16 protein-coding genes are annotated in these 23517 nt (G+C 46.9%); 12 read left to right on the top strand and 4 right to left on the bottom strand.

Going from position 1 to position 23517, the window contains the following annotated elements:
- Positions 1-46: 46 nt before the first annotated feature.
- Genes AC1DPK_RS11585 through AC1DPK_RS11625 form a run of 9 tightly spaced genes read left to right on the top strand, consistent with a single transcriptional unit; the run spans position 47 to position 14241 of the window.
- Positions 47-3052: an extracellular solute-binding protein gene (locus AC1DPK_RS11585; protein WP_477510406.1), complete on the top strand. Its 3006-nt coding sequence runs from the start codon at positions 47-49 to the stop codon at positions 3050-3052.
- A 2-nt stretch (positions 3053-3054) separates the two neighbouring features.
- Positions 3055-4014, top strand: coding sequence for a carbohydrate ABC transporter permease (locus AC1DPK_RS11590; RefSeq protein ID WP_076267399.1), 960 nt, complete (start codon positions 3055-3057; stop codon positions 4012-4014).
- Positions 4015-4020: 6 nt separating this feature from the next.
- Positions 4021-4881: a carbohydrate ABC transporter permease gene (locus tag AC1DPK_RS11595; protein WP_256710834.1), complete on the top strand. Its 861-nt coding sequence runs from the start codon at positions 4021-4023 to the stop codon at positions 4879-4881.
- A 13-nt stretch (positions 4882-4894) separates the two neighbouring features.
- Positions 4895-6394, top strand: a complete 1500-nt coding sequence (locus tag AC1DPK_RS11600; RefSeq protein WP_477510407.1) for a hypothetical protein — start codon at positions 4895-4897, stop codon at positions 6392-6394.
- Complete coding sequence (locus AC1DPK_RS11605; RefSeq protein ID WP_076267169.1) at positions 6378-6995, top strand: YIP1 family protein; 618 nt, start codon at positions 6378-6380, stop codon at positions 6993-6995. Before AC1DPK_RS11600 ends, AC1DPK_RS11605 begins: the two co-directional genes overlap by 17 nt.
- Positions 6996-7004: 9 nt before the next feature.
- Positions 7005-9371 carry a DUF5696 domain-containing protein gene (locus AC1DPK_RS11610; RefSeq protein ID WP_477510408.1) on the top strand — a complete coding sequence of 789 codons (2367 nt, stop codon included), beginning with the start codon at positions 7005-7007 and terminating at the stop codon, positions 9369-9371.
- Between the two features lie 2 nt (positions 9372-9373).
- A complete protein-coding gene (locus tag AC1DPK_RS11615; RefSeq protein ID WP_477510409.1) occupies positions 9374-10252 on the top strand; it encodes a carbohydrate ABC transporter permease in 879 nt (292 codons plus the stop codon).
- A 5-nt stretch (positions 10253-10257) separates the two neighbouring features.
- The gene (locus tag AC1DPK_RS11620) at positions 10258-11238 is read left to right on the top strand and encodes a carbohydrate ABC transporter permease (protein ID WP_441912869.1); all 981 of its coding nucleotides are present in this window, start codon (positions 10258-10260) and stop codon (positions 11236-11238) included.
- Between the two features lie 15 nt (positions 11239-11253).
- A complete protein-coding gene (locus AC1DPK_RS11625) occupies positions 11254-14241 on the top strand; it encodes a LamG-like jellyroll fold domain-containing protein (RefSeq protein WP_477510410.1) in 2988 nt (995 codons plus the stop codon).
- A gap of 37 nt (positions 14242-14278) precedes the next feature.
- Here AC1DPK_RS11625 and AC1DPK_RS11630 read toward each other — a convergent pair whose 3' ends face one another.
- On the bottom strand, positions 14279-15193 hold the full coding sequence (locus AC1DPK_RS11630) for an ArsR/SmtB family transcription factor (RefSeq protein WP_441882668.1): 915 nt from the start codon (positions 15191-15193) through the stop codon (positions 14279-14281).
- A gap of 234 nt (positions 15194-15427) precedes the next feature.
- On the opposite strand from AC1DPK_RS11630, the gene AC1DPK_RS11635 reads away from it, so the two are divergent.
- Positions 15428-16396: a glycoside hydrolase family 43 protein gene (locus AC1DPK_RS11635; RefSeq protein WP_477510411.1), complete on the top strand. Its 969-nt coding sequence runs from the start codon at positions 15428-15430 to the stop codon at positions 16394-16396.
- Positions 16397-16499: 103 nt separating this feature from the next.
- On the opposite strand, the gene AC1DPK_RS11640 is transcribed toward AC1DPK_RS11635, so the two are convergent.
- Positions 16500-17828: an FAD-dependent oxidoreductase gene (locus AC1DPK_RS11640; RefSeq protein WP_441882752.1), complete on the bottom strand. Its 1329-nt coding sequence runs from the start codon at positions 17826-17828 to the stop codon at positions 16500-16502.
- A gap of 315 nt (positions 17829-18143) precedes the next feature.
- Positions 18144-18827 (bottom strand): HAD family hydrolase, encoded by a 684-nt coding sequence (locus AC1DPK_RS11645; protein WP_477510412.1) that lies wholly within the window; start codon positions 18825-18827, stop codon positions 18144-18146.
- A gap of 162 nt (positions 18828-18989) precedes the next feature.
- Between AC1DPK_RS11645 and AC1DPK_RS11650 the strand changes: the two genes are divergently transcribed.
- On the top strand, positions 18990-19742 hold the full coding sequence (locus AC1DPK_RS11650; protein WP_441882661.1) for an SDR family NAD(P)-dependent oxidoreductase: 753 nt from the start codon (positions 18990-18992) through the stop codon (positions 19740-19742).
- 644 nt (positions 19743-20386) lie between these two features.
- Here AC1DPK_RS11650 and AC1DPK_RS11655 read toward each other — a convergent pair.
- Positions 20387-22432 carry an RICIN domain-containing protein gene (locus AC1DPK_RS11655; protein ID WP_477510413.1) on the bottom strand — a complete coding sequence of 682 codons (2046 nt, stop codon included), beginning with the start codon at positions 22430-22432 and terminating at the stop codon, positions 20387-20389.
- A 309-nt stretch (positions 22433-22741) separates the two neighbouring features.
- On the opposite strand from AC1DPK_RS11655, the gene AC1DPK_RS11660 reads away from it, so the two are divergent.
- Positions 22742-23517, top strand: a 776-nt coding sequence (locus tag AC1DPK_RS11660; RefSeq protein ID WP_477510414.1) for an ABC transporter substrate-binding protein, incomplete at its 3' end; no start/stop codon positions are given.

Raw genomic sequence — 23517 nt, forward strand, 5'->3', positions numbered from 1 at the left:
AATGACGCAAGCCGTTTACGCTAGTATGGCAAGGGGGTGCTCCTTGGTGATTCATTGGCTAAGCAAGTATAAAGTAACATTGGTTGTCATTGCCGCATTAGTCTGCTTCTTTTTATGGTGGAATAATTCAAGGGGCTACAACGATGATGCGATGGCTGGAATTGCGCTGGATGCTGGAATCGATCAATCGTCAATTTTGGAAGGTGAAGACGCGAGCAGCAAGCTGGAGCCGTCTTTTAATAAATATGTAGACACCTGGAGTGAACAAGGAGCGTCAGATACGACGGATTTCAGCATCACGCTGTCTTCTACAAATTATGAGGGAATCAGCGAGTCAGGAGCACAAATCGTCTCGGGCTTAGGTGACCAGTCAGGTCAAGCCTTGGCTCTTATAGATGAGGACAGCTGGGCGGATTATTCCTTTGAAGTGCCGCAGGATGGCTATTATCAAATGGGAATGAGCTATTACGCGATGGAGGGCAAGCGCTCATCCGTCGTTCGCAGCTTGCAAATTGACGGAAAATATCCGTTTTTCCAAGCGAAGAAGCTGGAATTCCAAAGGATGTGGAAGGAAGCCGGAAAAACATGGTTTGACAATCAGAATAATGAATTCAATCCACGCAGGGAAGAGACATTCGGTTGGCAATACCGGGAATTCCGTGATGCAGAAGGCAAAACGTACGAGCCGTTTCGTTTCTATCTGACAAAGGGCAAGCATACGCTGCGCCTTCAGGCGGTTAGGGAGCCTGCGGCAATTGGGAAAATTGACATTTACTCGCCGGTAAAGATACCAACTTACGCCGAGGTTGCCAGCACATATGAACAGAAGGGCTACAAGAAAACAGCGGGACAGCTTATTAAGGCGCAGGCCGAGCTGTCGACCTTAAAATCCGATCCGACGCTGAAGCGTATCGAGGATCGCGAGCCGTTAACAGAGCCATTCAAAAAAGATTCTATTGTACTTAACACGTTCGGCGGCGCTAGCTGGCGAACGGGCGGACAGTGGGCGGAATGGGGAATTGAGGTGCCTGAAAGCGGTCTGTACGAAATCGGAGCACGTTATGGGCAATGGTTTCTTAACGGAATGCCAACACAGCGGACGGTAACGATTGATGGCAAGCTGCCATTTAAAGAAATGAATGAAATTTCTTTTCCTTATAAGGCGGAGTTCCAAGTTGCTAAGTTCGGCGGCGACAGCGAGAGCAATGAGCCCTATCTCTATTATCTAGAAAAGGGCAAGCATACGATTCGAATGGAAGTTCAGGTTGGTGCGCTTGGGCGAATGCTCGAGACGGTTACAGATACGACACGCAAAATGTCACTGCTCGGCCGTGAGGTTATTCAAGTTACGGGTACGAACCCCGATCCGAATGGCGACTGGCGCTTGGAGCAAAATATCGCAAACCTCGTACCGCGCCTGCAGCTTATGGCCAAGAGCTTCGATGATACGATCAAAGGACTTTATGAGCTGGGCGTTGACAAGGGCAGCTCTGAAGTAAGTCCTCTTTACGAAGCGCGCGACGTGCTGCTCAGCATGTCTAACGATACAACCTCCATTCCAGGACGCATGCTGCAATTCAATGATTTGCAGGCATCGCTTGGGACATGGGTGAATGGGCTGAGCAAGCAGAGTTTGCTGCTTGATTATCTCATCATTAAATCGCCAGATACGGCATGGCCGAAGCCTGATGCAGGCTGGCTGGCTAGAACGGGTACGATGATTTACGACTTTACGAGCTCGTTCACGAAAAACTACGGCGGTATCGGCAACGTGTATGAAGACGAGAAGGTGCTGGACGTTTGGGTAGCGAGAGGGCGCGACTGGGTCGACATTATTAAGCAAATGATTGATGAGGATTTCACCACAGAAACAGGCATCAAAGTAAATGTCAACGTGATTCCGGCTCAGCAGATGCAGGTGCTCTTGCTGGCAAGCACGGCGGGTTTAGCGCCAGATGTTGCGCTTGGTGTAGAGGGTGAAATTCCAATTGATTATGCTGTGCGCAATGGATTGGTCAACTTGGAGGAATACGACGATTACGATGAAGTAGCCGCTCGATTCAGGCCAGGTGCACTTATTCCTTACAAATATAATAACGGCAGCTACGCGTTGCCAGAAAATCAAAACTTCAACATGCTGTTCTATCGCAAAGATATTATGCAGCAGCTGGGCATCTCCGAGTCTGAAATTCCAGACACTTGGCAGGAAGTTATGGATCTTATTCCGATCCTGCAGCAAAACGGAATGGACTTTTTCTACCCGCATGCTCCGAATAATCCAGCGCTTGCGATTAATGAATTTGCGCCGTTCCTGTTCCAGCAAAACAGCGAGTTTTACCGTGAAGACGGTAAATACTCGAACCTTGATTCGCCAGAGGCGATGAAGGCATTTAAGCTTTGGGCAGGATTGTTTACGAACTTCAAAATTTCGAAGCAAGCCGATTTCTATAACCGTTTCCGTTCCGGCGAAATGCCAATCGGGGTAGCGGACTATTCTACTTACGTGCTGCTATCTACTGCAGCGCCGGAGCTTACAGGCTGGTGGGGGATGAAGCCGATGCCGGGCATCGAGCAGGAGGACGGGCAAATCAACCGTTCAACCGGCGGCCTCGCGCAAACGGGCATGATTTTCAAAGATACCGATATGAAAGAACAATCATGGGAATTTCTGAAATGGTGGACGAGTGCAGATACGCAGGAACGATTCGGCTCCGAGCTTGAAGCGCTGCTTGGCGTAGAAGCAAGATGGAATACCGCTAATATCGAGGCGCTGAAGCGGATGCCGTGGCAGTCCTCTGATATTAACGCGATTCTCGAGCAGTGGGAATGGTTCAAGGAGCGCGAGGTTGTCATTGGCGGTTACTACACGACCAGGCATATCGCGAATATTTGGAACCAAATCGTATTGAATGGCAAAATACCGCGTGAAGCGGTGGAGGAAGGCGTTAAGGAAATCGATAAGGAATTGCGCAAGAAGCGCGAGGAATTTGGTTTAAATGATGCGCCTGCATCTTCCAGTCAAGCAACTTCCAAAGGAGGCGACAGCCCGTGAAAATGAACACTGATTCAGCGGCAACCGTGGTCACTCCGGCAGCGGAGCGCCTCCGCAAACCGAGCAAATTGTCCTTGCTGTGGCATGAAATGAAGAGAAACAGGGTTTCCTACCTGTTTCTCGCTCCATTTCTTATCCTGTTCACCTTGTTTACGATCGTACCGGTCGTCACTTCGGTTGTACTCAGCTTTACCTATTACAACATTCTGGAGGCGCCAAAGTTTATTGGTCTCTCCAATTACAAGCTGTTGTTTGTCGATGACGATATTTTCCTTAAGGCGATTGGCATTACGTTGAAATTTGCGTTCATTACAGGGCCGGTCGGCTATGTAATGGCGTTCTTGCTGGCTTGGCTCATCAGTCAAATTCCGCAAAAATACCGCTTCTTCTATACGCTTTGTTATTATACGCCGTCCATTACGAGCGCTACGGCGATGTCGGTCGTATGGCTCTACCTGTTTGCGGGCGACCGCAAAGGCTTGCTTAACTATTTTGCATCAAAGCTGGGCATTATCGACGAGCCTTATTTATTTTTGCAAAATATTAATTCGATCGTACCCGTTATCATCATCGTCTCGCTATGGATGTCGATGGGGGTAGGGTTCTTGGCTTTCCTAGCCGGACTTCAGAACGTACCGAAGGATCTTTATGAGGCTGGGGAAATCGACGGAATTAAGTACAGATGGCAGCAGCTTATTTATATAACGGTTCCATCCGTAAAGCCGCAACTGCTGTTCGGCGCAGTGCTTCAGGTTGTTAGCTCATTGACCGTGTTTGATGTCAGCGTGCAGCTCGTCGGATTGCCGAGTCCGCTTTATGCAGGCCATACGATTTTGACACATTTATTCGATTATGCCTTTATCAAGTTTGAGATGGGTTACGCTGCGGCGATCGCTGTTGTGCTGTTCGTCATGATGATCGGACTAAACCGTCTCATATTCAAATGGCTAGGAAAGGACTGAACCGATATGACTGGCGCAGTGAAAGGCAGGAAGGATTGGGGAGGATTTTTCCTTTATCTATTTCTAACGTTGTTCGGTCTCTTGATGCTTGCCCCTCTGGTTTATATGGTATCTACAGCCTTTAAACCAACAAGCGAGCTGTTCCTGTTTCCGCCGCGATTTTTCGTGAACAATCCGACATTAGTTAATTTTCGCGATCTATTGCTCATAACGGGAACGACAAGCGTTCCGTTCTCCAGGTTTATTTTTAACAGCTTGCTGATCAGCTCCTGTATTGTTGGCTTTGGCATTCTCGTATCGGCTATGGCAGCGTATCCGCTGGCGAAGCACAATATGCCGTTTCGCAGCGCTATATTCAACATGGTCGTGCTTGCTATTATGTTCTCGCCGATGGTCGTGCAAATTCCGCAATATTTGCTCATTAGCAAAATCGGTTTGATCAATACGTATTGGGCGATGATTTTGCCGTATTTGGCGGCTCCGATAGGGATGTTTCTCATGACGCAGTTTTTGCGCCAAATCCCGGATGCCTTGCTGGAGGCAGCACGCATGGATGGCGCATCCGAGTGGAAGGTGTTTTGGGTTGTCGTCATGCCGATGCTGAAGCCAGCCATCGCGACCTTTGCATTATTCAGCTTTATATCAGCCTGGAATGATCCATACCCAGCAATGGTCTATACGACCGATCAGGATATGAAGTCGCTGCCGCTGGCAATCCAGACGTTAAGCGGTGGATACGGCGTCGTTGCGCGTGTCGGCACGCTTGCCGCGGCAAGTTTATTGATGATTGTGCCGACGATAATCGTCTTTATCGTAACGCAGCGCTTAGTGCTGCAAACGATGGCGCATTCAGGTCTGAAAGAGTAGGAGGACAACCGGGATGAAGCAGGTTACGATATTCCGATTCGTTGTCAGTATAGCTATCGCTTTACTGATGCTAGTTACAGCTCTACCTGTTCAAACGTTCGCGGCCTCTCCTTATGAAGGGTATACGAGAAATAAGCTGGGCCAAGATGTTCACTCGATCAACGGGTACATGTATGAGAGCTCAATTGACGGTTATAACCTATCATCTGGACCATTTAGCTCACCAGAAGATATTTTCCTTGCTGACGATGGAACGATCTATATCGTGGATACAGGAAATAGCCGGGTCGTCCATTTGGATGGGAAGCATGAGGTGCTGAACATTATCGGCGACGAAGAAGGCGACGGCAAGCTGAACGAGCCAAAAGGCGTTTACGTGAAGCAGGATGGAACCATCTATGTAGCGGATACCAAAAACCAACGAATCGCTATTTTTGATAAAAACGGGAAATTCCAGAAGCAGTTCGGCAAGCCTGAAAGTCCGCTGCTCGGAGCAACTTTCTCTTATTCTCCATCAAAGCTGCTCGTGGATAAGCGGAATTACATGTTTGTCGTGAGTGACGGAAACACACAGGGCCTCATTCAAATTGATCCGAACGGGCAATTTAAAGGGTTTTATGGTGCGAATCATGTAGGCTTCAGCTGGAGCAGATTGTTCGTTAAGCTCGTTGCAACGGAGGAGCAGAAGGCAAAATTGTCGGTCGTTAAGCCGCTCGAGTTCTCCAATGCGGTGCAGGATGAGGAAGGTTTCGTCTACACGTCCACACTTGGAACAGAAATGAACCAATTGAAGCGGTTATCGCCTGTTGGTGTGGATACGCTCAATATTGTTCCTAAAAGGTACGGTGGACGTTTTGATGCTGGACCTTTCGAAGTACCGTCGTTTCTTGATCTAGCTGTAGATAAGGACGGTGTTATCACTGCACTTGACCTTCAGTCCAGCAAAGTTTATCAGTACGATAAGCTTGGGAATTTCTTGTTCGTGTTTGGAGGGCTCGGCGATCAGAACGGCTTGTTTATAACGCCATCAAGCCTTGATCAGTCAGCAGACGGCACGGTGTATGTGGTCGATAAAGGACGCAATCGCATCGATTTGTTCCGTACGACGCCATTTGCAGATCTGGTGCATGACGCATCGCGGTTATTCGTTGATGGACGATACAAAGAGTCGGAGGGAATGTGGAACGAGGTTTTGCATTTGAATGCAAACTTTGATCTAGCCTATCTCGCAATCGGCAAGTCTCTCTATAAAGCGGAAAACTATAAGGGAGCTATGGAGTATTTTGAGCTGGCAAGATCGCGTTACGATTACTCGGTCGCTTTCAAGGAATATCGAAAGGAATATATTAGAGAGCATTTTGCATGGATATGTTTAGCCATTATCGTGCTTATCGTGCTTTTGCGCTACATCATACCTTTTGTTTGGCGCAGAGCTTCTGCGATGCTGATAGACCGCAAGTCGGCTAAAGTGGTTCAGGTGAAGGGAGGAGTGCCTTATGATCGCAACGTTTAAAATGATGCGGCAGGTGCTCGTGCACCCGATCGATTTTTACCACGATATTCAGGAGCCGGGCCGCATTAAATGGGGGCAAGCGTTGTTCATCGTCGCGCTGGCTTATATCGCGAGAATGGTTGCCATTCTAATTACGGGGTATGCGTTCGAGACGAGAGAAACGTATGAGATCTCGTTTGTACATGAGCTGATATGGATCGTTGTGCCATGGGTAACGTGGACGATATCGAACTGGGGCGTCAGTGCGATTCTTGAAGGAGAAGGGAAATTTAAGGAAGTGTTTGTCGGCAGTGCATTTGCGCTGGTTCCTTATGCGATCTTTATTATCCCAATCACGCTGCTAACGAATATTTTGGCGCTGGATGAAAGCTCTATTTATTCGTTTTTAATCAATCTTACTCTTTACTGGGTAGGATGGCTGCTCTTGCTAAAGGTAAGAATCGTTCATGATTTTGAGCTTGGCAAAATGATCTGGATTACGGTGCTGAGCATCGTCGGCATATTAATTATTTGGTTTATTGGTATTCTGATGTTTGGCTTAATCAATCAACTCCTTAACTTTATAATCGACATGTTCAAAGAAATAAACTTCCGAAGGTAGGTGGACGAGATGAGGAAACAACGAAAATGGCTTATTATCGTGGCATTGCTGCTCGTTGTCAGCATATTCCCTCACTTCGGGAGCGTGGAAGGCGAAACCCGTGTTCAAGCGGAGGAAGACGCGGGCAAGAGTGCAACTGCGACTGCGACGGAGACGACTACGGATGAAGATGCCGCATCGGCTTCGGATTCAACAGCAGCTTCGGAGGCTCCAGCAGAAGAGTCTGCTGCAGAGACCGCGGAGCCAGCTGACCAAGGCGAAGTGAAGCTGTATCCTGTATCTGCTACAAAGCAAATTGCGGAGAACGGCAGCTACAAGATGTACATCGACGATAAAACAGGCAATGTTCGCCTCGTTGACAAGCGAACCAAGAAAGAATGGCTGGGGACGCCGCAGCTACCTAGAACGACGATGCCTAATAATAAGAAGTTTATGGATGCCGCCGTTCATGTGAAGTATACAGAGGGCTCGGATACTGTACAAACGTACTTAGCAAAGGAAAAGGAAAACAAGCTGAAGATCGAGACGATTGATGGCGGGGCGAAAGTAACCTTCCAATTCGTGAAGGAAAAGCTGGAGTTTGCGATTGAATATCGCTTGAATGAGAAAGGCTTCGAACTTTCGATTCCGGAAGCATCCATTAAGGAAGCGGGCAAAGCAAAGTTTGTAAGTATTGAGCCGCTGCCATTCTGGAACGCTGCTGCGGATACGGAGGAAGGAGCGATTTTCCTGCCGGACGGCTCCGGCGCGCTTATGAAATACAGCGCGAAGCATCCGCAGTATTTTGCGGGTTACTCCGAAATGATCTATGGCGCTGACCCGGCTTACGTTACGCAATCACATACGGATATTGATCAAATGTGGCGGCAAAAGCTTGCTCCAAAAGAAATGGTTGCGCTGCCGGTATTCGGCAATTACCGCGACGATGTAGGTTCGCTCGGTATCGTAACGAAAGGTCAATACGATGCGAAGATTAATGGAACGCCGTCAGGCATCCGCGCGATCTCCTATTACCGGACGTCGGCGGAATTTGTATACCGCTGGAGCGATGTGATTTTCATCGGGACATCGGGTGAAATCCCATTTTTCCAAGGCAACTGGATCAAAGGCGATCGGCAGCTGCGTTACGTACTGCTTCAAGACAAGGAAGCTGATTATGTAGGAATGGCACAGGCATATGGTAAATTTCTGAAAGAAGAGCAAGGAGTTAAGCCTTTGGAGCAAACGGCAGTTCCCTTTAAGGTGAAGCTGCTTGGCGGTACTTTGCGTGATGAGGTGCTTGGCAATACGTTCATTTCGATGACGACATTCGATCAAGCGCGTGAAATTATTGATGCTTTTCAGAAAAAAGGAATCGCGAATTTAGAGCTTACGTTTTCCGGATGGTCTGATGATGGTTTATATGGCGATCAGCCGGATCACTTTCCAGTGGAGAAGAAGCTGGGCGGAGCAAAGGATTTGAAGGATCTTGCCGCCTATGCCGCTAATAAAGGGGTTTCGCTTTATTTGGAAGCAAACTATGCCCGAGCAATCGCCGATAGCGACGGCATGAAGAAGTCAAAAGATGCCATTCGCGGCATGGATCGTGAAGTAGCGCCAAGTACGGACTATTATATTGGCAGCAGATGGAATGACGACAGTAGACTTTATTATTGGATGAAGCCAGAGCGTGTCATCAGCAAACATCTGAACAAAGAGCTGAAGGATTATTCTAAGCTTGGCATCTCTGGTGTCCATCTTAGCTTTTGGGGAAATACATTGTACTCCGATATCGATCCGAAGTCGCTGACAACGCGCGGCGAGACAGCATCAACTTGGGTGAAAGCTGCGGATGCTATTCGGGAGACTACCGGCGGAGCGTCAGTCGATTATGGATTTGCTTATATGCTTGGGCATATTGATGGCATTAGCGGAGCACCGCTTGATTCCAGCCATTTTATTTACAACGACGAGACGGTTCCTTTCTATCAGATTGCGGTACGCGGGCTGGTGCCTTATACGGCTAATCCAATCAATTTGCGAAATGATGCCCAGAACGAGCTGCTTCGGATGGTAGAGTATGGTGCGCTGCCTAGTCTAGAGCTGACTTATGAGCCTACAACGAAGCTTCAAAGAACGCTTGAGGATCGGTTATGGAGCTCCGAATATAGGACATGGATTGATGATGCCGTTTCGCAATATAACGAGCTTGAGTCTATTTACAAAGCGATTGCTAATCAGACGATTGCTGATCATGAGAAGCTGAGCAATAACGTATACCAAACAACGTATGCGAATGGAACAAAGGTTATTGTCAATTACGGCAGTGCTTCAGCGACGGTTGACGGCTTATCTATTCCTGCGGCAGGATATCTCATGCAGAACGGAGGGAAATGAGCATGGGCAAAAAAATTGGACTCTCGATGAGAGGCCGCCACATCTTTGAGGGATACTCGTTCATTTCCATATGGGTTATCGGTTTCTTACTGTTCATGGTCATTCCGCTTGGCAAATCACTTTATTATTCGCTTAACAATTTAGAGGTTACGAAGGCAGGGCTAAAGGCATCTTACACGGGCTTGACCCATTACCGGGCTGCCTTTACGACTGACATCGATTTTGTGCCGCTGCTGCAAGCTACGCTGACAACGATGCTGACGCAGGTACCGCTTATTCTGATTTTTGCGATGTTCAGCGCATTGCTGCTTAATCGTCCGTTTCGCGGTCGTACATTGTTCCGCGGCATATTCTTTCTGCCGGTTATTATCGCTTCCGGCGCCATCTTGAGGGAGCTGCTGGAGCAGGGTGCTGCCCAGCTCCCGATCTTCTATCAATACGATCTTTACAGCAAGCTAAACGCTTTTATACCGGACAGCATCTTGGACCCGCTGCTTCAATATGCAGATTCTTTAACCCTCGTCATGTGGGATTCGGGCGTGCAAATATTGATTTTCATCGCGGGTTTGCAGACAATCTCGCCAGCGTTATATGAAGCAGCCAAATGTGATGGCGCAACAAAATGGGAAAGCTTCTGGAAGATTACGTTTCCGATGATTATGCCGATGCTGTTCGTCAACACGCTTTACAGCGTCGTCAACTCGTTTACCAAAACAGATAACCAAATTATGAATCACATTATGAACAATGTGTTCAAAACGAATAATTACGCTTATGGCTCGGCAATGGGCTGGATTTACTTTATTGTGATTTCGGTTGTGCTAGCGGTCGTATTCTTCATCTTCCGCAAAAGCTTGTCAGCAACCGAAGGTAGGGGGTAGAGGGCATGAATTCACCTAGCATGACCGAAAAATATGCCGACCTTCAAGGCAAAGCGGAAGAGGTCTGGAAGATTACTTGGATTAAGCGCGGACGCGGCGTAATCGGAACGATTTTCTATTATGTCGTTATTCTCAGCTTGGCGTTTGTTTTCGTTTATCCGCTGCTTTATATGGTATCAAAATCGCTGATGCGGCCGGAGGATGTAGCGGATGCTACGATTCAGTGGATTCCGAAGCAGTTTAATCTAACGAATTATTCGATCGCGATGGAGGAAATCAACTTCTGGCCGGGACTGCTGAACAGCTCCATCATTTCATTTGGCAGCGCGATGCTTCAAGTCGTAAGCTGTTCAATTGTAGGATACGGCTTCGCACGTTACCGTTTTCCCGGTCAAGCGTTGTTTCTGGCGATGGTTGTATTTACATTTCTTGTGCCGCCGCAGACGATCGTTGTACCGTTGTTTACCTTTTTCCTTGACTTGGGCTGGGTAAATACGCATCTGCCGTTCGTTGTGCCGGCGCTGCTTGGACACGGACTGAAAGGCTCTTTGTTCGTCCTTATCTTTATTCAATTTTACCGAACGCTGCCGAATGTGCTGGAGGAAGCGGCAAGAATCGATGGCGCGGGTGCGTTCCGGACGTACTGGATGATTATGTTTCCGCTCGCGAAACCTGCCATGCTGGTTGTCTTCTTGTTCTCGGTCGTGTGGCACTGGAATGACCTGTTTGAGCCGAATATGTATTTACTCGTTCCAGAGTATTTCAATCTGGCGCAAAATATGGCTTTCTTCAACGGCAATGCGAATCTGGATCTTCAGCAGGCATCCAGCTCGGTATCCTCAGGTACGCTCGGCATGGCGCCGACGCTGCAAAACCAAGTTATGGCTGGGGTTATGCTAACGATCCTGCCGGTGCTTATTTTGTATATGTTCACGCAGCGTTATTTCGTCGAGAGCGTCGAGCGTTCCGGTATCGCAGGTGAATAGTAGGAGAGATGCAGCTTGATTGACATACGTCTGAAGAAGCTGGCTGCCATATTGCTGCTGGTATTGGTGGCAGCTGTTATCTGGATTGTCTTCAGCCAGCGGCAGGAGCCTAATATAAAGGAAACAGCCCAGCGAGATGAGCGGCAGGCTTATCAAAATTGTTTGCTGCTGCGCTACACTTTCGATCATACGGAGAAGTCGGAACTGAGCGCTTCACCGAATGAATTGCTGGACGCATCAGGTCATGATAATACTGGGACGCTGAGCGGCGGCGTGCTGCAGAAAGAGGGCAAGTTCGGAAGCAGCTTGCAGCTGGATGGATCAAGCGCCTTTGCGGAGATGCCTACGGCAATTTTGAATGGTTTGGATGAGCTGACGATATCTGCATGGGTAAACATTAACGATCTGCGAACTTGGCAGCGTATATTCGATTTCGGAAACGGAGTGGATCGTTATTTGTTTCTCACCCCGATGTCAGAAACAGGCAAGATGAAGCTCGCGATCAAGAATGGCGGCGGCGAGCAAATGATCAGCACCGAAACGGATTTTCCGGCGGACAGCTGGACGCATATTGCCTTCACTTGGTCTGGCAGCACGGGCATTCTTTATTTGAATGGGCATGAAATCGCCCGCAATGATGATCTATCAATCAAGCCGAGTGATATGGCGGGTACGACAGGCAATTATATCGGAAAATCGCAATTTGACGTCGACCCGTATTTATCCGGCAAAGTAGATGAGGTGCGGATTTATAGCGAAGCTCTATCCGCTGATGAAATTGCTGATCAACTGACTGAAGGGATGAACGATCAGGATACCGTTGCTATTGCGGTTGAATGGTTATCCCTTCCAAGCAGCAGCCGTGTTATGGAATCTTTAGAGCTGCCGCGCAGTGGACCGGGTGGCACAAGCATCGTCTGGTCCTCTGATCATGAAGAAACAGTTGCGCCAGATGGCACAGTTACTAGACCGGCAAGCGGACATGGAGATGTTGAAGCAACGTTAACGGCAATGGTCAACAAAGGAAAAGCAGCGGGGGAGAAAAAAATACCGCTTCGCATATGGGAGGAAGGGGCAGCGGATTACGCGATTTCCATTCAAGCGGATCAGACGGGCGCTCCTGTAAGTGATACCTTATATGGGATTTTCTTTGAGGATATCAATTTTGCTGGTGATGGCGGCGTGTATGCAGAATTGATTGAAAATCGTTCCTTCGAGTTCGGCGATTCATTATGGAACTGGGCGGTAAGAAAAGCAGGATCTGGAGACGGAGCAGTAGAGGTTGCGGATAAAGCGCCGCTGAACGCAAACAATCCCCATTATTTATCGATGCAGGTGAGGGCTCCAGCCCAAGAGGATGAGTTTGCAATCATAAATAGCGGATTTGGCGGAATCGCTTTGCAGCAAGGTGAGAAATATGATTTCTCGATGTATGTAAGAAGCAGCAACCATGCAGCGCTTAAGCTTACTGCTTATCTAGAAGACGATAGCGGCAAAAGGCTTGGCGAAACGACAATCACAGCCGAGAAAATAGGAACGAATTGGACGAAGCTGAAGGGGACAATAACAGCTTCTGAAACAGCTCTAAACGCTAAATTAGTGCTGGGTGCGAACGGTAACGGTCAGATCGACGTTGATATGATCTCGTTATTCCCGCAATCCACATGGAAGAATAGGCCAGGCGGCTTGCGTGCAGACCTTGTCCGCATGCTGGCTGATTTGAAACCGTCATTCGTAAGATTCCCCGGAGGCAGCATCGTAGGCGGAGATGGAATCGGCAATCGCTACAATTGGAAGGATTCGATTGGAGACCCTTCCGAACGAAAGCAAAATACGAATATGTGGGGCGGCGGCGCCTTATCGACACCTTATTATCAAAGCTACGGGCTTGGCTTCCATGAGTATTTCCAGCTAAGCGAGGATCTTGGAGCAGAACCGCTGCCTGTCGTAAATGCAGGAATGGGCGATCAATTCCGTCAGTCAGACGTAGCGCAAATAGAGGAGCTTGCTTCTTATATCCAAGATGCGCTTGATCTGATCGAATATGCAAATGGTTCTGCAACGAGCAAATGGGGAGCGAAGCGGGCGAAGAATGGACACCCTGAGCCGTTTGGGCTTCATTACCTTGCGATTGGCAACGAGCATTGGGGTACGGACTATTTTATAAGATACGAAATGTTTGCAGCTGCAATTAAAGAGAAGTATCCAACTATTAAACTTATTGCGTCTGCGGGTCCTTCGCCTTCTGGTCCTATATTTGATGATGCTTGGCGGTGGCAGAAGGATAAGCCAACAGATATCGTCGATGAGCATTATTATATGAATCCTGATTGGTTTATAGCGAATTCGAATCGTTATGATACGTATGATCGGAACGGGCCGAAAGTGTTCGTAGGCGAATATGCAGCACATAACGGCAAACGCAGCAACAGCTTCGGTTCAGCGCTGGCTGAAGCGGCGTTCATGGTCGGGTTGGAGCGGAATTCTGATGTTGTAGCTATGGCTTCCTATGCACCATTGTTCGGTAAGGAAGGGTATACACAGTGGTCGCCGGATTTAATCTGGTTCAATAATGCTGAAGTATATGGGACTCCGAACTATTATGTGCAGCAAATGTTCAGCAATCATCTTGCGAGCTCGGTACTGCCAGCTTCAATTCGCATGCGCAGCGGCGAATCGTACGAGGCGGGACGCGGCGGTAAACAAGGAGAGGAGCCGTTCTATTTCATAGCGGGCAGAGATGAGAAGACAGATGAGATCATTCTGAAAATCGTAAATGCCAATGACTATGTAGTGAATGCGTCTATTGAAATAAAGGGGAAAACGATAGCCCCGCAAGGAACGAAGCTGTCGCTCCAAGCGGATATGGGTGTGGAGAATTCGTTTGCGGAGCCTGAAGCCGTGCTGCCTAAGGAGCAGGCTGTTGATGGGTTGTCTAACATATTTACGCTGGAGCTTGCGAAACAATCCATTACGATCTTTAGGCTGAAAAATTTACCGTAAAAAGGGATGGAGAGCTAGCAGCTCGCGCCGCTAGCTCTTATTCGTTCCTTTCATAATAAAGCTTAAAGACGATGTCTTGATTGTAATTGCCAAACCCAGAGCCGAATAACGTAACGCCGCCGACATTTTCGGCGTCCTTCTCGACTGCTATGCGGAATTTCCATTGCTTGCTTAATATGTTGACATCATCAAGGGTAACATCGGATATTTGCTGACCGTCGATGAAGGTTCCGGCTTGCGTAATCTTCAGCACCTTCAACAGGCCGTATTGATTAATTTCATCCCACCACCAATCGGGGGTATACTTTCCTCGTTTACCGCCGAAGTCGCCAGGACTCGTCCAAAGGCCGATTTTGGTGTCATTTAAGTAAAAGGAAATATCCGAAGGCCAATTGTCATTGGCAAAAGGAGCCTCGGAGGAAATTTCAAAAGATATTTCGAGCTCAGTAGGCTTCTCGCTTTTCAATAAGAAGTTGGCTGTTTTGTATTCAATAAAGCCGCTGCTAAACCAAAGGATTCTGGCATTGATACGATCAGGATCGAGAAAAAAACGCGGCTCATCGAACATGCCAATGACTTTAGCAGTCGTAGCGAGGCCGCAGGTAGGCTCCACTTCAAAGTCGGTGTAGTGACCGATGGAAATGATGGATTCATGATAAGTGCGAAGCGCTGGGCGCCGTGTTGACGGGAAATCTATCTCAATGCTATCCGTGATAAGTTTGCACATTTTTTTGGTTCCGCCGCTGCTGGAAACCATCTCGGAGCTGATTAAACCGGCTTTTTCGAGCTTCTTCACATGCATCGTCATAATGGGGCTGCTCAGCTCGAGCGCTTGTGCGAGATCCTTGATGTTCATCTCCTGCAGAGCAAGCAATTGTATGATTTTAAGCCTTACATCGCTGGCTAATGCTTCATAGATGGGTAAATGAGTATCTGAAATATCAATTTTCATACGTTCACTCCGCTCAATTTTTTAACATTGGATTTGCCTTACAGCTTGTGATTGAAAATATGAAGTCGAATTCGTTAATGAAAATGTTATTCTGATATATCTTATCTATTTTATATGCAAAGAGAAACCTTGACAATTTATATTTAGACCACTGCAACCCTTCGTATTTATAGTAATGAATCGATGAAGTTATTTTATAAAAATAGAAATATTAGCTGGAGGACTGAGAGAAACATGAGCACACAAGCATCTGAACAGTCGCAGAAGCAGCTGCGAAATCCGTTAATAGAGCAACGAGCAGATCCGTGGGTAGTGAAGCATACAGACGGGTATTATTATTTCACAGGTTCTGTGCCTGAGTATGATCGGATTGAGCTGCGAAGAGCACAAACGCTGGAAGGACTTACCGATGCTGAGCAGATTGTGGTATGGGAAAAACACGATTCGGGACCAATGAGCCACAATATTTGGGCACCTGAGCTGCATTTTATCGCTGGAAAATGGTATGTATATTTCGCTGCCGCAAGGGCAGATGCGCCATTCAGGCATCGCATGTATGTTATTGAAAATGATTCAGCTAACCCGCTTGAGGGCGAGTGGACGGAGAGGGGCCAGATCATTACGGATTGGGATTCTTTCTCGCTTGATGCGACAAGCTTCCTGCATAATGACGAGCAATATTTAGTATGGGCGCAGCAAGACCCAGCCATTCAAGGCAATACAAATTTGTATATCGCTTCGATGAGCAATCCTTGGACGCTGAAGAGCAAGCAGGTATTGATTACGAAGCCGGAGCTCGACTGGGAAGTCATTGGTTTCATGGTAAATGAGGGAGCGGCTGTTCTGAAGCGGGGCGGGAAAATATTTATGACCTACTCCGGCAGCGCCACCAATCATAACTATGCGATGGGTTTATTGACTGCTGAGGAGAACAGTGATCTGCTTGATCCGCTCTCATGGGTGAAGACGCAGACGCCAGTGTTTACAAGCTGCCCGGAAAATAGTCAGTATGGGCCAGGGCACAATAGCTTCACCGTGTCTGAGGATGGGGAACAGGATATTTTGATCTATCATGCTCGCAGCTACAAGGATATTGAAGGCGATCCGTTATTTGATCCTAATCGTCACGCCCGCGCCAAGATATTTACGTGGAACGCTGATGGAACCCCTGATTTCGGGAAGCCGCCGGCTGATAATTTGTAGTGAATAGGCAAGAGCCGCCTGTAAAAGGGCGGCTTTTGTTTATTAATTGATAATAAAAAAGCTGCAAGGATGGCAGAGTGCCATCCTTGCAGCTTTTATAAAATTATACAGCTTGCAAACCAGCTTGGTTAAGCATGTTCCATGGCTTGTTGTAATGCGGTTGGAAGAAGAAATCGACGTAGCTTAATTCCTCCATCGTCATTCCGTTTTGGATGCAAACCGACAACGTATTAATCGACTGGGTAAGATCAACCTTCGATAACACCTGTGCGCCAACGATTCTGCCGCTATCCGCTTCATATACGACCTTTAAAGTCACTTGCTCAAAGGTAGGCATGAACTCAAGTCGGTAGCTATCAATGATTGTGACATTTTTCACATTCATTCCCGCAGCAAGTGCGCCTGTTTCCGTTAAACCAGTCGATGCAATGTTATAATCGTAAATTTTTATACCCGACGTGCCTTGTGTTCCAAGATATCTGACCGTTGGTTTCATCAGGTTTTTGGCAACGAGCGTTCCCATGCGGACAGCGTTTGTGGCTAAAGGAATATAGGCGTTTTGCCCTGTTGGATTATAGTGGATGGCGCAGCTGTCGCCAGCAGCAAATACATCAGCTTTGCTCGTTCTCATATAATCATCCACAATAATCGCGCCGTTAGGAAGCATGTCAACTTGGCCTTTCAGCAGCTCAGTGTTAGGACGGAAACCGATGCAAAGCACGACGAGATCTGCTTCATATTCTCCAGCTGTCGTGATGACCGTCGTTACATGACCCTCGCTGCCCTTGAACGAAGTTACCGTCTGGCCAGTTGCGATAGTTATCCCTTTATCAATCAATGCCTGCTCTGTAACGTCTGTAAATTCACGATCTAAGTATTTATATAAAATGCGTTCCATATTGTCGATTAAGGTTACCTGTTTGCCTAGCTGTTCAAATGCTTCTACGAGTTCAATACCGATGTAGCCAGCTCCGATAACTGCAATGCGGTTCGCTGTTTTTGCTTTCTCGATAATTTCTTTCGAATGGTTGTAGTTTTTGCAAAGAACGATATTTTCAAGCGCGATGCCGTCCATCTGTGGAATAATCGGCCACGAGCCTGTTGTAACGACGAGCTTATCGTAGCTTTCAGTAAATTCGTCGCCAGTTACAAGATTGCGGACCTGAATTTGTTTGGCATCCGTATCTACTGCAAGCACATCATGTCGCATATGCGTCTTCACGCCAAGCTCAGCGAGCTGCTCGGGCGAAGCATAAAATAGCTGCTCAGCATTTTTAACTACACCGCCAACATGCAGTGCGATGCCGCACGATAGAAACGAGATATTGTCATTCCGTTCATAAACGGTAATGTTGGCCTCCGGGTAAAGTGCAGCCATTTGTTTAATTGCAGCAGTTCCTGCATGTGTACAGCCAATCACAGCAATGTTCATCGTCATAAAAAACGCCTCCTATGGGATGTGTAGAGGGTAGTCTGCTATGGCAGCCGCCCCTACAACGTGAATTAATTCACAATATACTATACAGTGTGAAAAGATTCACAACCTTTGATTGCTTTTATCATATTCGCTTTTGAGAAAATTGACAAGGGGTGTTCAAGCTGTTTTTACAGTATTGATTAAATTTTCAGATTATTTGACACGTTTTGTCCACAACTTCCACAGTAACCATTTATCCATACGATTGGATGATAATAAACTAGAGCAGGGGTTGTGAATCATCAGAGTAGCAAATCTGTTTTTATTCGTTTATGGCAATTGGGCTATCAAATGTTCAGGATGGAGCAGCTTTGTGTAGGGGCTTGTTATGTAGGTATTAAACCAAAAGGCATGGAAAACTTTAAAGCCAGCGTTGAATGCGCCATCCAGCTCATTAGAACCGCCATCGCCTACAAATACTGCATTTTCGGGTAATACGCCTAACCTATCACAGGCTAATTGATATATACGTATGTCTGGTTTGGCTAAGCCAACTTCATACGAGAAAATGACATCATCAAAGTAGGGAGCAAGCTGGCTAGCTTTCCACTGGCGAATTTCTTCTTCTGTACAATTGCTAATAAGCCCTATTTTTATGTGCTTGCTTTGCAGCTCTTTCAGCATGGCAAGAACAGCTGGCTGAATCGTTAAAAATGGAGCCTGTTTTTCATCGATTCTTGTTCGATACAAGTGCTCCACTATTTGTTCGTTGTAAGGTAAATTCTGCTTCTCCAAAATGTCTCTCATCACTTCAATGAAGTTAACATATTGTCCGGTCATTCTTGCTTCTTGCCGTTTGCGCCATTCTTTCTTGAAATCGCCATGATTCATGCCGAGAAGTGCAGCATCGTCCGTGGATCTATTGATGGTGCGCTTGCCATCCGTAAATTCAGTTATCAACGTTTCAAATAAATCGAAAAAGACAGCTTTAGTGTTCAGAGGGATCAGCTCCATTTTTCAGATTTTCTAAAAAATCCTGCCGTTGTTCCGTTGACTATTATTTCGTGAAGCTGCTGTATTTTTCCTCTTGATGGAGGTAAGTGGTTTGGATTTTCATTTTGCTTCGATTTGCTTTAAACTCTTTAGGTAAAAGGGCACGCTAAGGAGGTATTCGAAATGAAAGCAGCATACGAGGATAAGGTTGTACTCATAACAGGCGCTGGGGCTGGTATTGGACGAGCGCTTGCACTAGCTTATGCGGAACAAGGAGCACTGCCTGTATTAGTGGATAAAAACGAAGAAGGACTGGAGCAGACTGGCTTGCTGCTGCAAGAGGCAGGTTATGATTCTTTATCTCTTTCTGCCGATATGAGCGAGCCTGATGCCATTATTAAAATGCTGCGTGATTTGGAAACAATTGTCGGGAGATTAGACATCGTCATAAACAACGCGGGGTTTGGCATATGGAAGTCGCCATACGACCTATCCATTGATGAATGGGATAGCGTTGTGAATACGAACCTGCGCGGGACGTTTGTCTGCTCGCGTGAGGCTGCCAAGTTGATGCGGACAACCGGCGGTGGAGCTATCGTAAACATTTCTTCTACGAGAGCAATGATGTCAGAACCGAATTCAGAAGCCTATGCGGCATCCAAAGGCGGGATCCTATCGCTAACCCACGCGATGGCGGTTTCGCTCGGCCCAGATCATATTACGGTTAACGCAATATGTCCAGGTTGGATCGAAACGGGTGATTACAGCAAGCTGCGCCCAGAGGATCATGAGCAGCATCCGTCTAAGCGGGTAGGCAAACCGGAGGATATTGCACGGGCATGCCTATATTTAACAGACCCTCAAAATGATTTTGTAACCGGAACCCACATCACAATTGATGGCGGTATGACTAGAAAAATGATTTATGAGGAGTAATTTGACGGGGGATGTAGAGCGAGTGTAATGGCATAAGGGCGGAGGTGTTGGGGCAGATCTCGTAGTGTGTCAGCGCCATATGGAGTATATTTGTTTAATAAAAAGAGGCAGTCTCAAAAGCAGTTTATCTGCTTTTGAGACTGCCATTGCTTTATTTAAAGCAGTGATTATCATAAAACAGCCTGACTATGAGGGAGCGAAAATAAGCCTATTTTCTAGATCATTTTTTACAAAGGTGCGAAGTCCATGCTTATGTGTGAAACCCCATCTTTAACTGTTACGCCTGCGCCCCTAGACTCCTCGATAAACAGCTGGATGCATCATTGGTGATCTAGACCAAGTGTAACCTGAAATGGAGCCATGAATAAATACTCCTCTCTAGAATGGTTTAGGCAGCTTCTGCGAGATGAGTATTTACTTCATGGCTTACTTTTTATGAAATCCTTCATATTACACAGGACTCCACTTCCAAACGCTTCGTGGATAGAAAGGTGACCTATTTTAGACTAGTGGTTGCCAGAAAGAGCACAAAAGGACAGATGCGTTAATACGGTAATGAATTGTCCGAGAAGCTTTTTACCTTCTAGGATAACGCATGTATTGAATACTTTTTTATGCTAATGAATCAACCAGGGTTTACGCCATCAGCTAACACGAACAAGCTTCCATCTTTGGGCGCCGTTTCCGAGATCATCCCAGATTTGAACGTTTGAACCGTTGGCTGTGCCAGAAGCAGCGACATCCAGCGCCCTATTGCTGAGTGAGTGGATAAGCTTGAAGTAACCGCTCCCGGTATCGATGATCTTCCAATGCAGGTTATCTGAGTTCGCATAATCCCAGATTTGAACATTGGTGCCGTTTGCTGTTCCTGCCCCGCTGACATCAAGCGCTTTGCCGCTGTTCGTGTTAATAAGCTTATATGCTCCGCCCCCGACATGAGTAATTTGCCAGAGCTGATTTGCCTGATTCGCACCCTCCGTCCAAATTTGCACATTGGAGCCATTCGTTGTTCCCCAAGCATCCACCTCAAGCGCTTTGCCGCTATTTGTATTGATAAGCTTGTATACACCGCCTGAAACGACACCATTGTAAACATCGTTGCGAGTAAACTCAACCCGGTCAATATCGACCCATTGGCTCGTTTGGCTGTTTGATGTGAAAAAGCCTATGGTTGCTTGCCCGTTTACAACTGCGATGTTCGAGAGTGTGACCGGCGTCCAAGCTGTGGTTACGGGGCAATTGGTTTGACGCGACGTTCCGCCAAAATCTTTTACTTCCATTACGCAAGAATTCTGCCCGCCGCTGCTCCGCATATACGCACGCAGCGTATAGCTGCCATTATCAAGACCGCTAATTGTTTGGCCAACATAAGCCGATGCAGGTCCGCTCGTTCCGGCTAGTCCGATAAAATAATTGCCCTGGGCGGCGGGTACACCGACACCATCGTTTGTGCCATGTACTTTAATTCGAGCGGGGTAATCGTCGCCAAATGTCGTCCAGCCGCTTAGGTTTGCCGTTTCAAAACTCCAATTTGTTACTAGATTTGTGTTCGATGGTGTAACTGCATGACCAAATCGAATATACACTCCGCTGCTTGGATAGTCTGCACTCGTCGCTGCAAGGACGTGAGTAGAATCTATGGGCAGCAAGGCATTCCAATTGGAGCTGGTCGAGTCGCTTACTGGGAAAATATTAGTCCGATATTGCCAAGTTGCACCATTGTCTGCGCTAATCATCGTGTACATGGAGGAGAAAGCGTCGCCGGTATTCGTACTGTCATTGTCCGTTTGAAAAGAAGCAAGCAAGCGGCCATCTCCAAGCTTAACAACAAAAGGCGCACCAGCTTTTTTTCCGGCTTTGGAAGGAACATAAAGGGTTTGACGAGGAACGTTCCAGTTATAACCATCCGACGATATTTTATATTTTATAACAAAAGGATGACCTGCGACGTCGGTCGCTTCCAACACTAGGATGTATTGGCCATTAGCCATTTGGGTAATAACTGGCATTCCATCTCTAGAGCCTGCGGCAACACCGTCGCTGACAATTATTTCGCCGCTCCAGCCGTTACCGGTCCATGTTTTCATAATAAGCTTCTGAAGGCCTGTATTGCCTACAGTGGCAGGACTATCATCCGCATAATATACAGCTATTGTATTGCCAAGCATTTGAAGATGCGGTTCCCATAATCCTTTGAACGAGTTTGCTGTCGCAGAGCCGATTTGGCCGTTCGTTAAATCTGACCAAGTGCTGCCGCCATCGGTGCTTTTTTTGGTTTTTAGGTAAGTGTTATAAATCGAACCCGATTGCACAACAAGGCGATACGATAGCCAAATCTCGCCATTCGGCAACTGAAGCATTTGGCCATTACCTACATTACCGCTGGAATCAGCTGCAGCTTGTATGGCAGGAGACCAGGTATGACCGCCGTCCGTGCTGCGAGAAAGCATAATTCTTGTATTGCCCCCGCCTGCATTCGTATCGAAAGAGGCTAAAATATCGTTATTGTTCAGCTTTAGCAGCCGTGGATACCATACTCCGCCATTTTGAGGGGTGAATACGGTTGCGGTATTTGAGGGCCAAGCTAATCCAGGAGCTGCAAAAGCTTGAAAACCAGGGAGCAGAATACTGATTATAAGAAGCAAGCCAATCCATAAAGCGGTTATTCTAACCTTGCTTTGGACAAACATGTGAAACCATCTCCTCTTATTGTTTTGTAAGCGCTTCAAAACGGATTATAGAATATATTAGTATTTAAATATATACTAAAGTTAGTATATCCTGTGCTTTAAAAACGCTGGAATGATAGAAGTTGAATGAAAATGCAGAAGTTTTCGTTTGAAAATGGGGTTATAGACTGATTTTTAAGGTGAAGCATTAGTTGAAAGAACATAATTTCTTATTTTTTATACTAAATAGAGTATTTAAAAGTATAACAATATAATCTAGAATGAGTTCATCAAGGAAGCGCTTGCAAAAAAAGGGAGGCGTCAAACGAAATGAATAGAAAATTATCCGCGAAGCTTGGACTTGTAATGCTATTATGCTTTGGAATGCTGCTATCGGCTTGTTCATCAGGTGGAAATGGCAACAGCTCTGCTACAAATGGAAACACGGGGAATAAAGGYGATGCAGCAACAAACGCACCGCAAGAAAAAGTAAAGATTTCGTTTATGGGTCATGGCAGTCCGCAGGAGAAAGATATATTTACGAAGCTGATCAAATCGTACGAAACGAAATATCCGAACGTAAAGGTAGAGTACACAAGCGTGCCGCCTGCTGAATACAATCAGAAGCTGTCTACGCTGGTTGCATCGGGTAAAACACCGGACGTATTTTATGTATCGGGCCCGCAGTTTTACAAGTTTGCCGAAGCAGGCACGATTCAAAACCTGCAGCCGTTTCTAGAATCGACCGAGCTGTTCCAAGCGGATAACGTATGGAAGCAAGCGCTTGATCGTTACCGTTTTGACGGCAAGCAGCTGGGACAAGGGGATTTGTACGGATTGCCGAAGGACGTAGGTCCATGGGCAATGGCATACAACAAAACGATGTTTACCGAAGCTGGGCTTGAATTGCCGCCGGCAGAGGTTGGCAAATGGACATGGGACAACTGGCTTGATGCAGCGAAGAAGCTGACGAAGGATGAGAATGGCGATGGCAAAGTCGACATTTATGGCGGAGCCAACTTTACACTCGAAGGCGCGGTATGGGCAAGCGGAGGCGACTTCATCGACTATACAACAGGCAAAGTAACGATTGATACACCGGAATT

This window comes from Paenibacillus sp. 01T424 (assembly GCF_056398745.1).

Excerpts from the sequence above, each read along its gene's own strand:
- AC1DPK_RS11590 (WP_076267399.1), top strand. The coding sequence starts at position 3,055 with ATGAACACTGATTCAGCGGCAACCGTGGTCACTCCGGCAGCGGAGCGC.
- AC1DPK_RS11595 (WP_256710834.1), top strand. The coding sequence starts at position 4,021 with ATGACTGGCGCAGTGAAAGGCAGGAAGGATTGGGGAGGATTTTTCCTT.
- AC1DPK_RS11600 (WP_477510407.1), top strand. The coding sequence starts at position 4,895 with ATGAAGCAGGTTACGATATTCCGATTCGTTGTCAGTATAGCTATCGCT.
- AC1DPK_RS11605 (WP_076267169.1), top strand. The coding sequence starts at position 6,378 with ATGATCGCAACGTTTAAAATGATGCGGCAGGTGCTCGTGCACCCGATC.
- AC1DPK_RS11610 (WP_477510408.1), top strand. The coding sequence starts at position 7,005 with ATGAGGAAACAACGAAAATGGCTTATTATCGTGGCATTGCTGCTCGTT.
- AC1DPK_RS11615 (WP_477510409.1), top strand. The coding sequence starts at position 9,374 with ATGGGCAAAAAAATTGGACTCTCGATGAGAGGCCGCCACATCTTTGAG.
- AC1DPK_RS11620 (WP_441912869.1), top strand. The coding sequence starts at position 10,258 with ATGAATTCACCTAGCATGACCGAAAAATATGCCGACCTTCAAGGCAAA.
- AC1DPK_RS11630 (WP_441882668.1), bottom strand. The coding sequence starts at position 15,193 with ATGAAAATTGATATTTCAGATACTCATTTACCCATCTATGAAGCATTA.
- AC1DPK_RS11635 (WP_477510411.1), top strand. The coding sequence starts at position 15,428 with ATGAGCACACAAGCATCTGAACAGTCGCAGAAGCAGCTGCGAAATCCG.
- AC1DPK_RS11640 (WP_441882752.1), bottom strand. The coding sequence starts at position 17,828 with ATGAACATTGCTGTGATTGGCTGTACACATGCAGGAACTGCTGCAATT.
- AC1DPK_RS11645 (WP_477510412.1), bottom strand. The coding sequence starts at position 18,827 with ATGGAGCTGATCCCTCTGAACACTAAAGCTGTCTTTTTCGATTTATTT.
- AC1DPK_RS11650 (WP_441882661.1), top strand. The coding sequence starts at position 18,990 with ATGAAAGCAGCATACGAGGATAAGGTTGTACTCATAACAGGCGCTGGG.
- AC1DPK_RS11655 (WP_477510413.1), bottom strand. The coding sequence starts at position 22,432 with ATGTTTGTCCAAAGCAAGGTTAGAATAACCGCTTTATGGATTGGCTTG.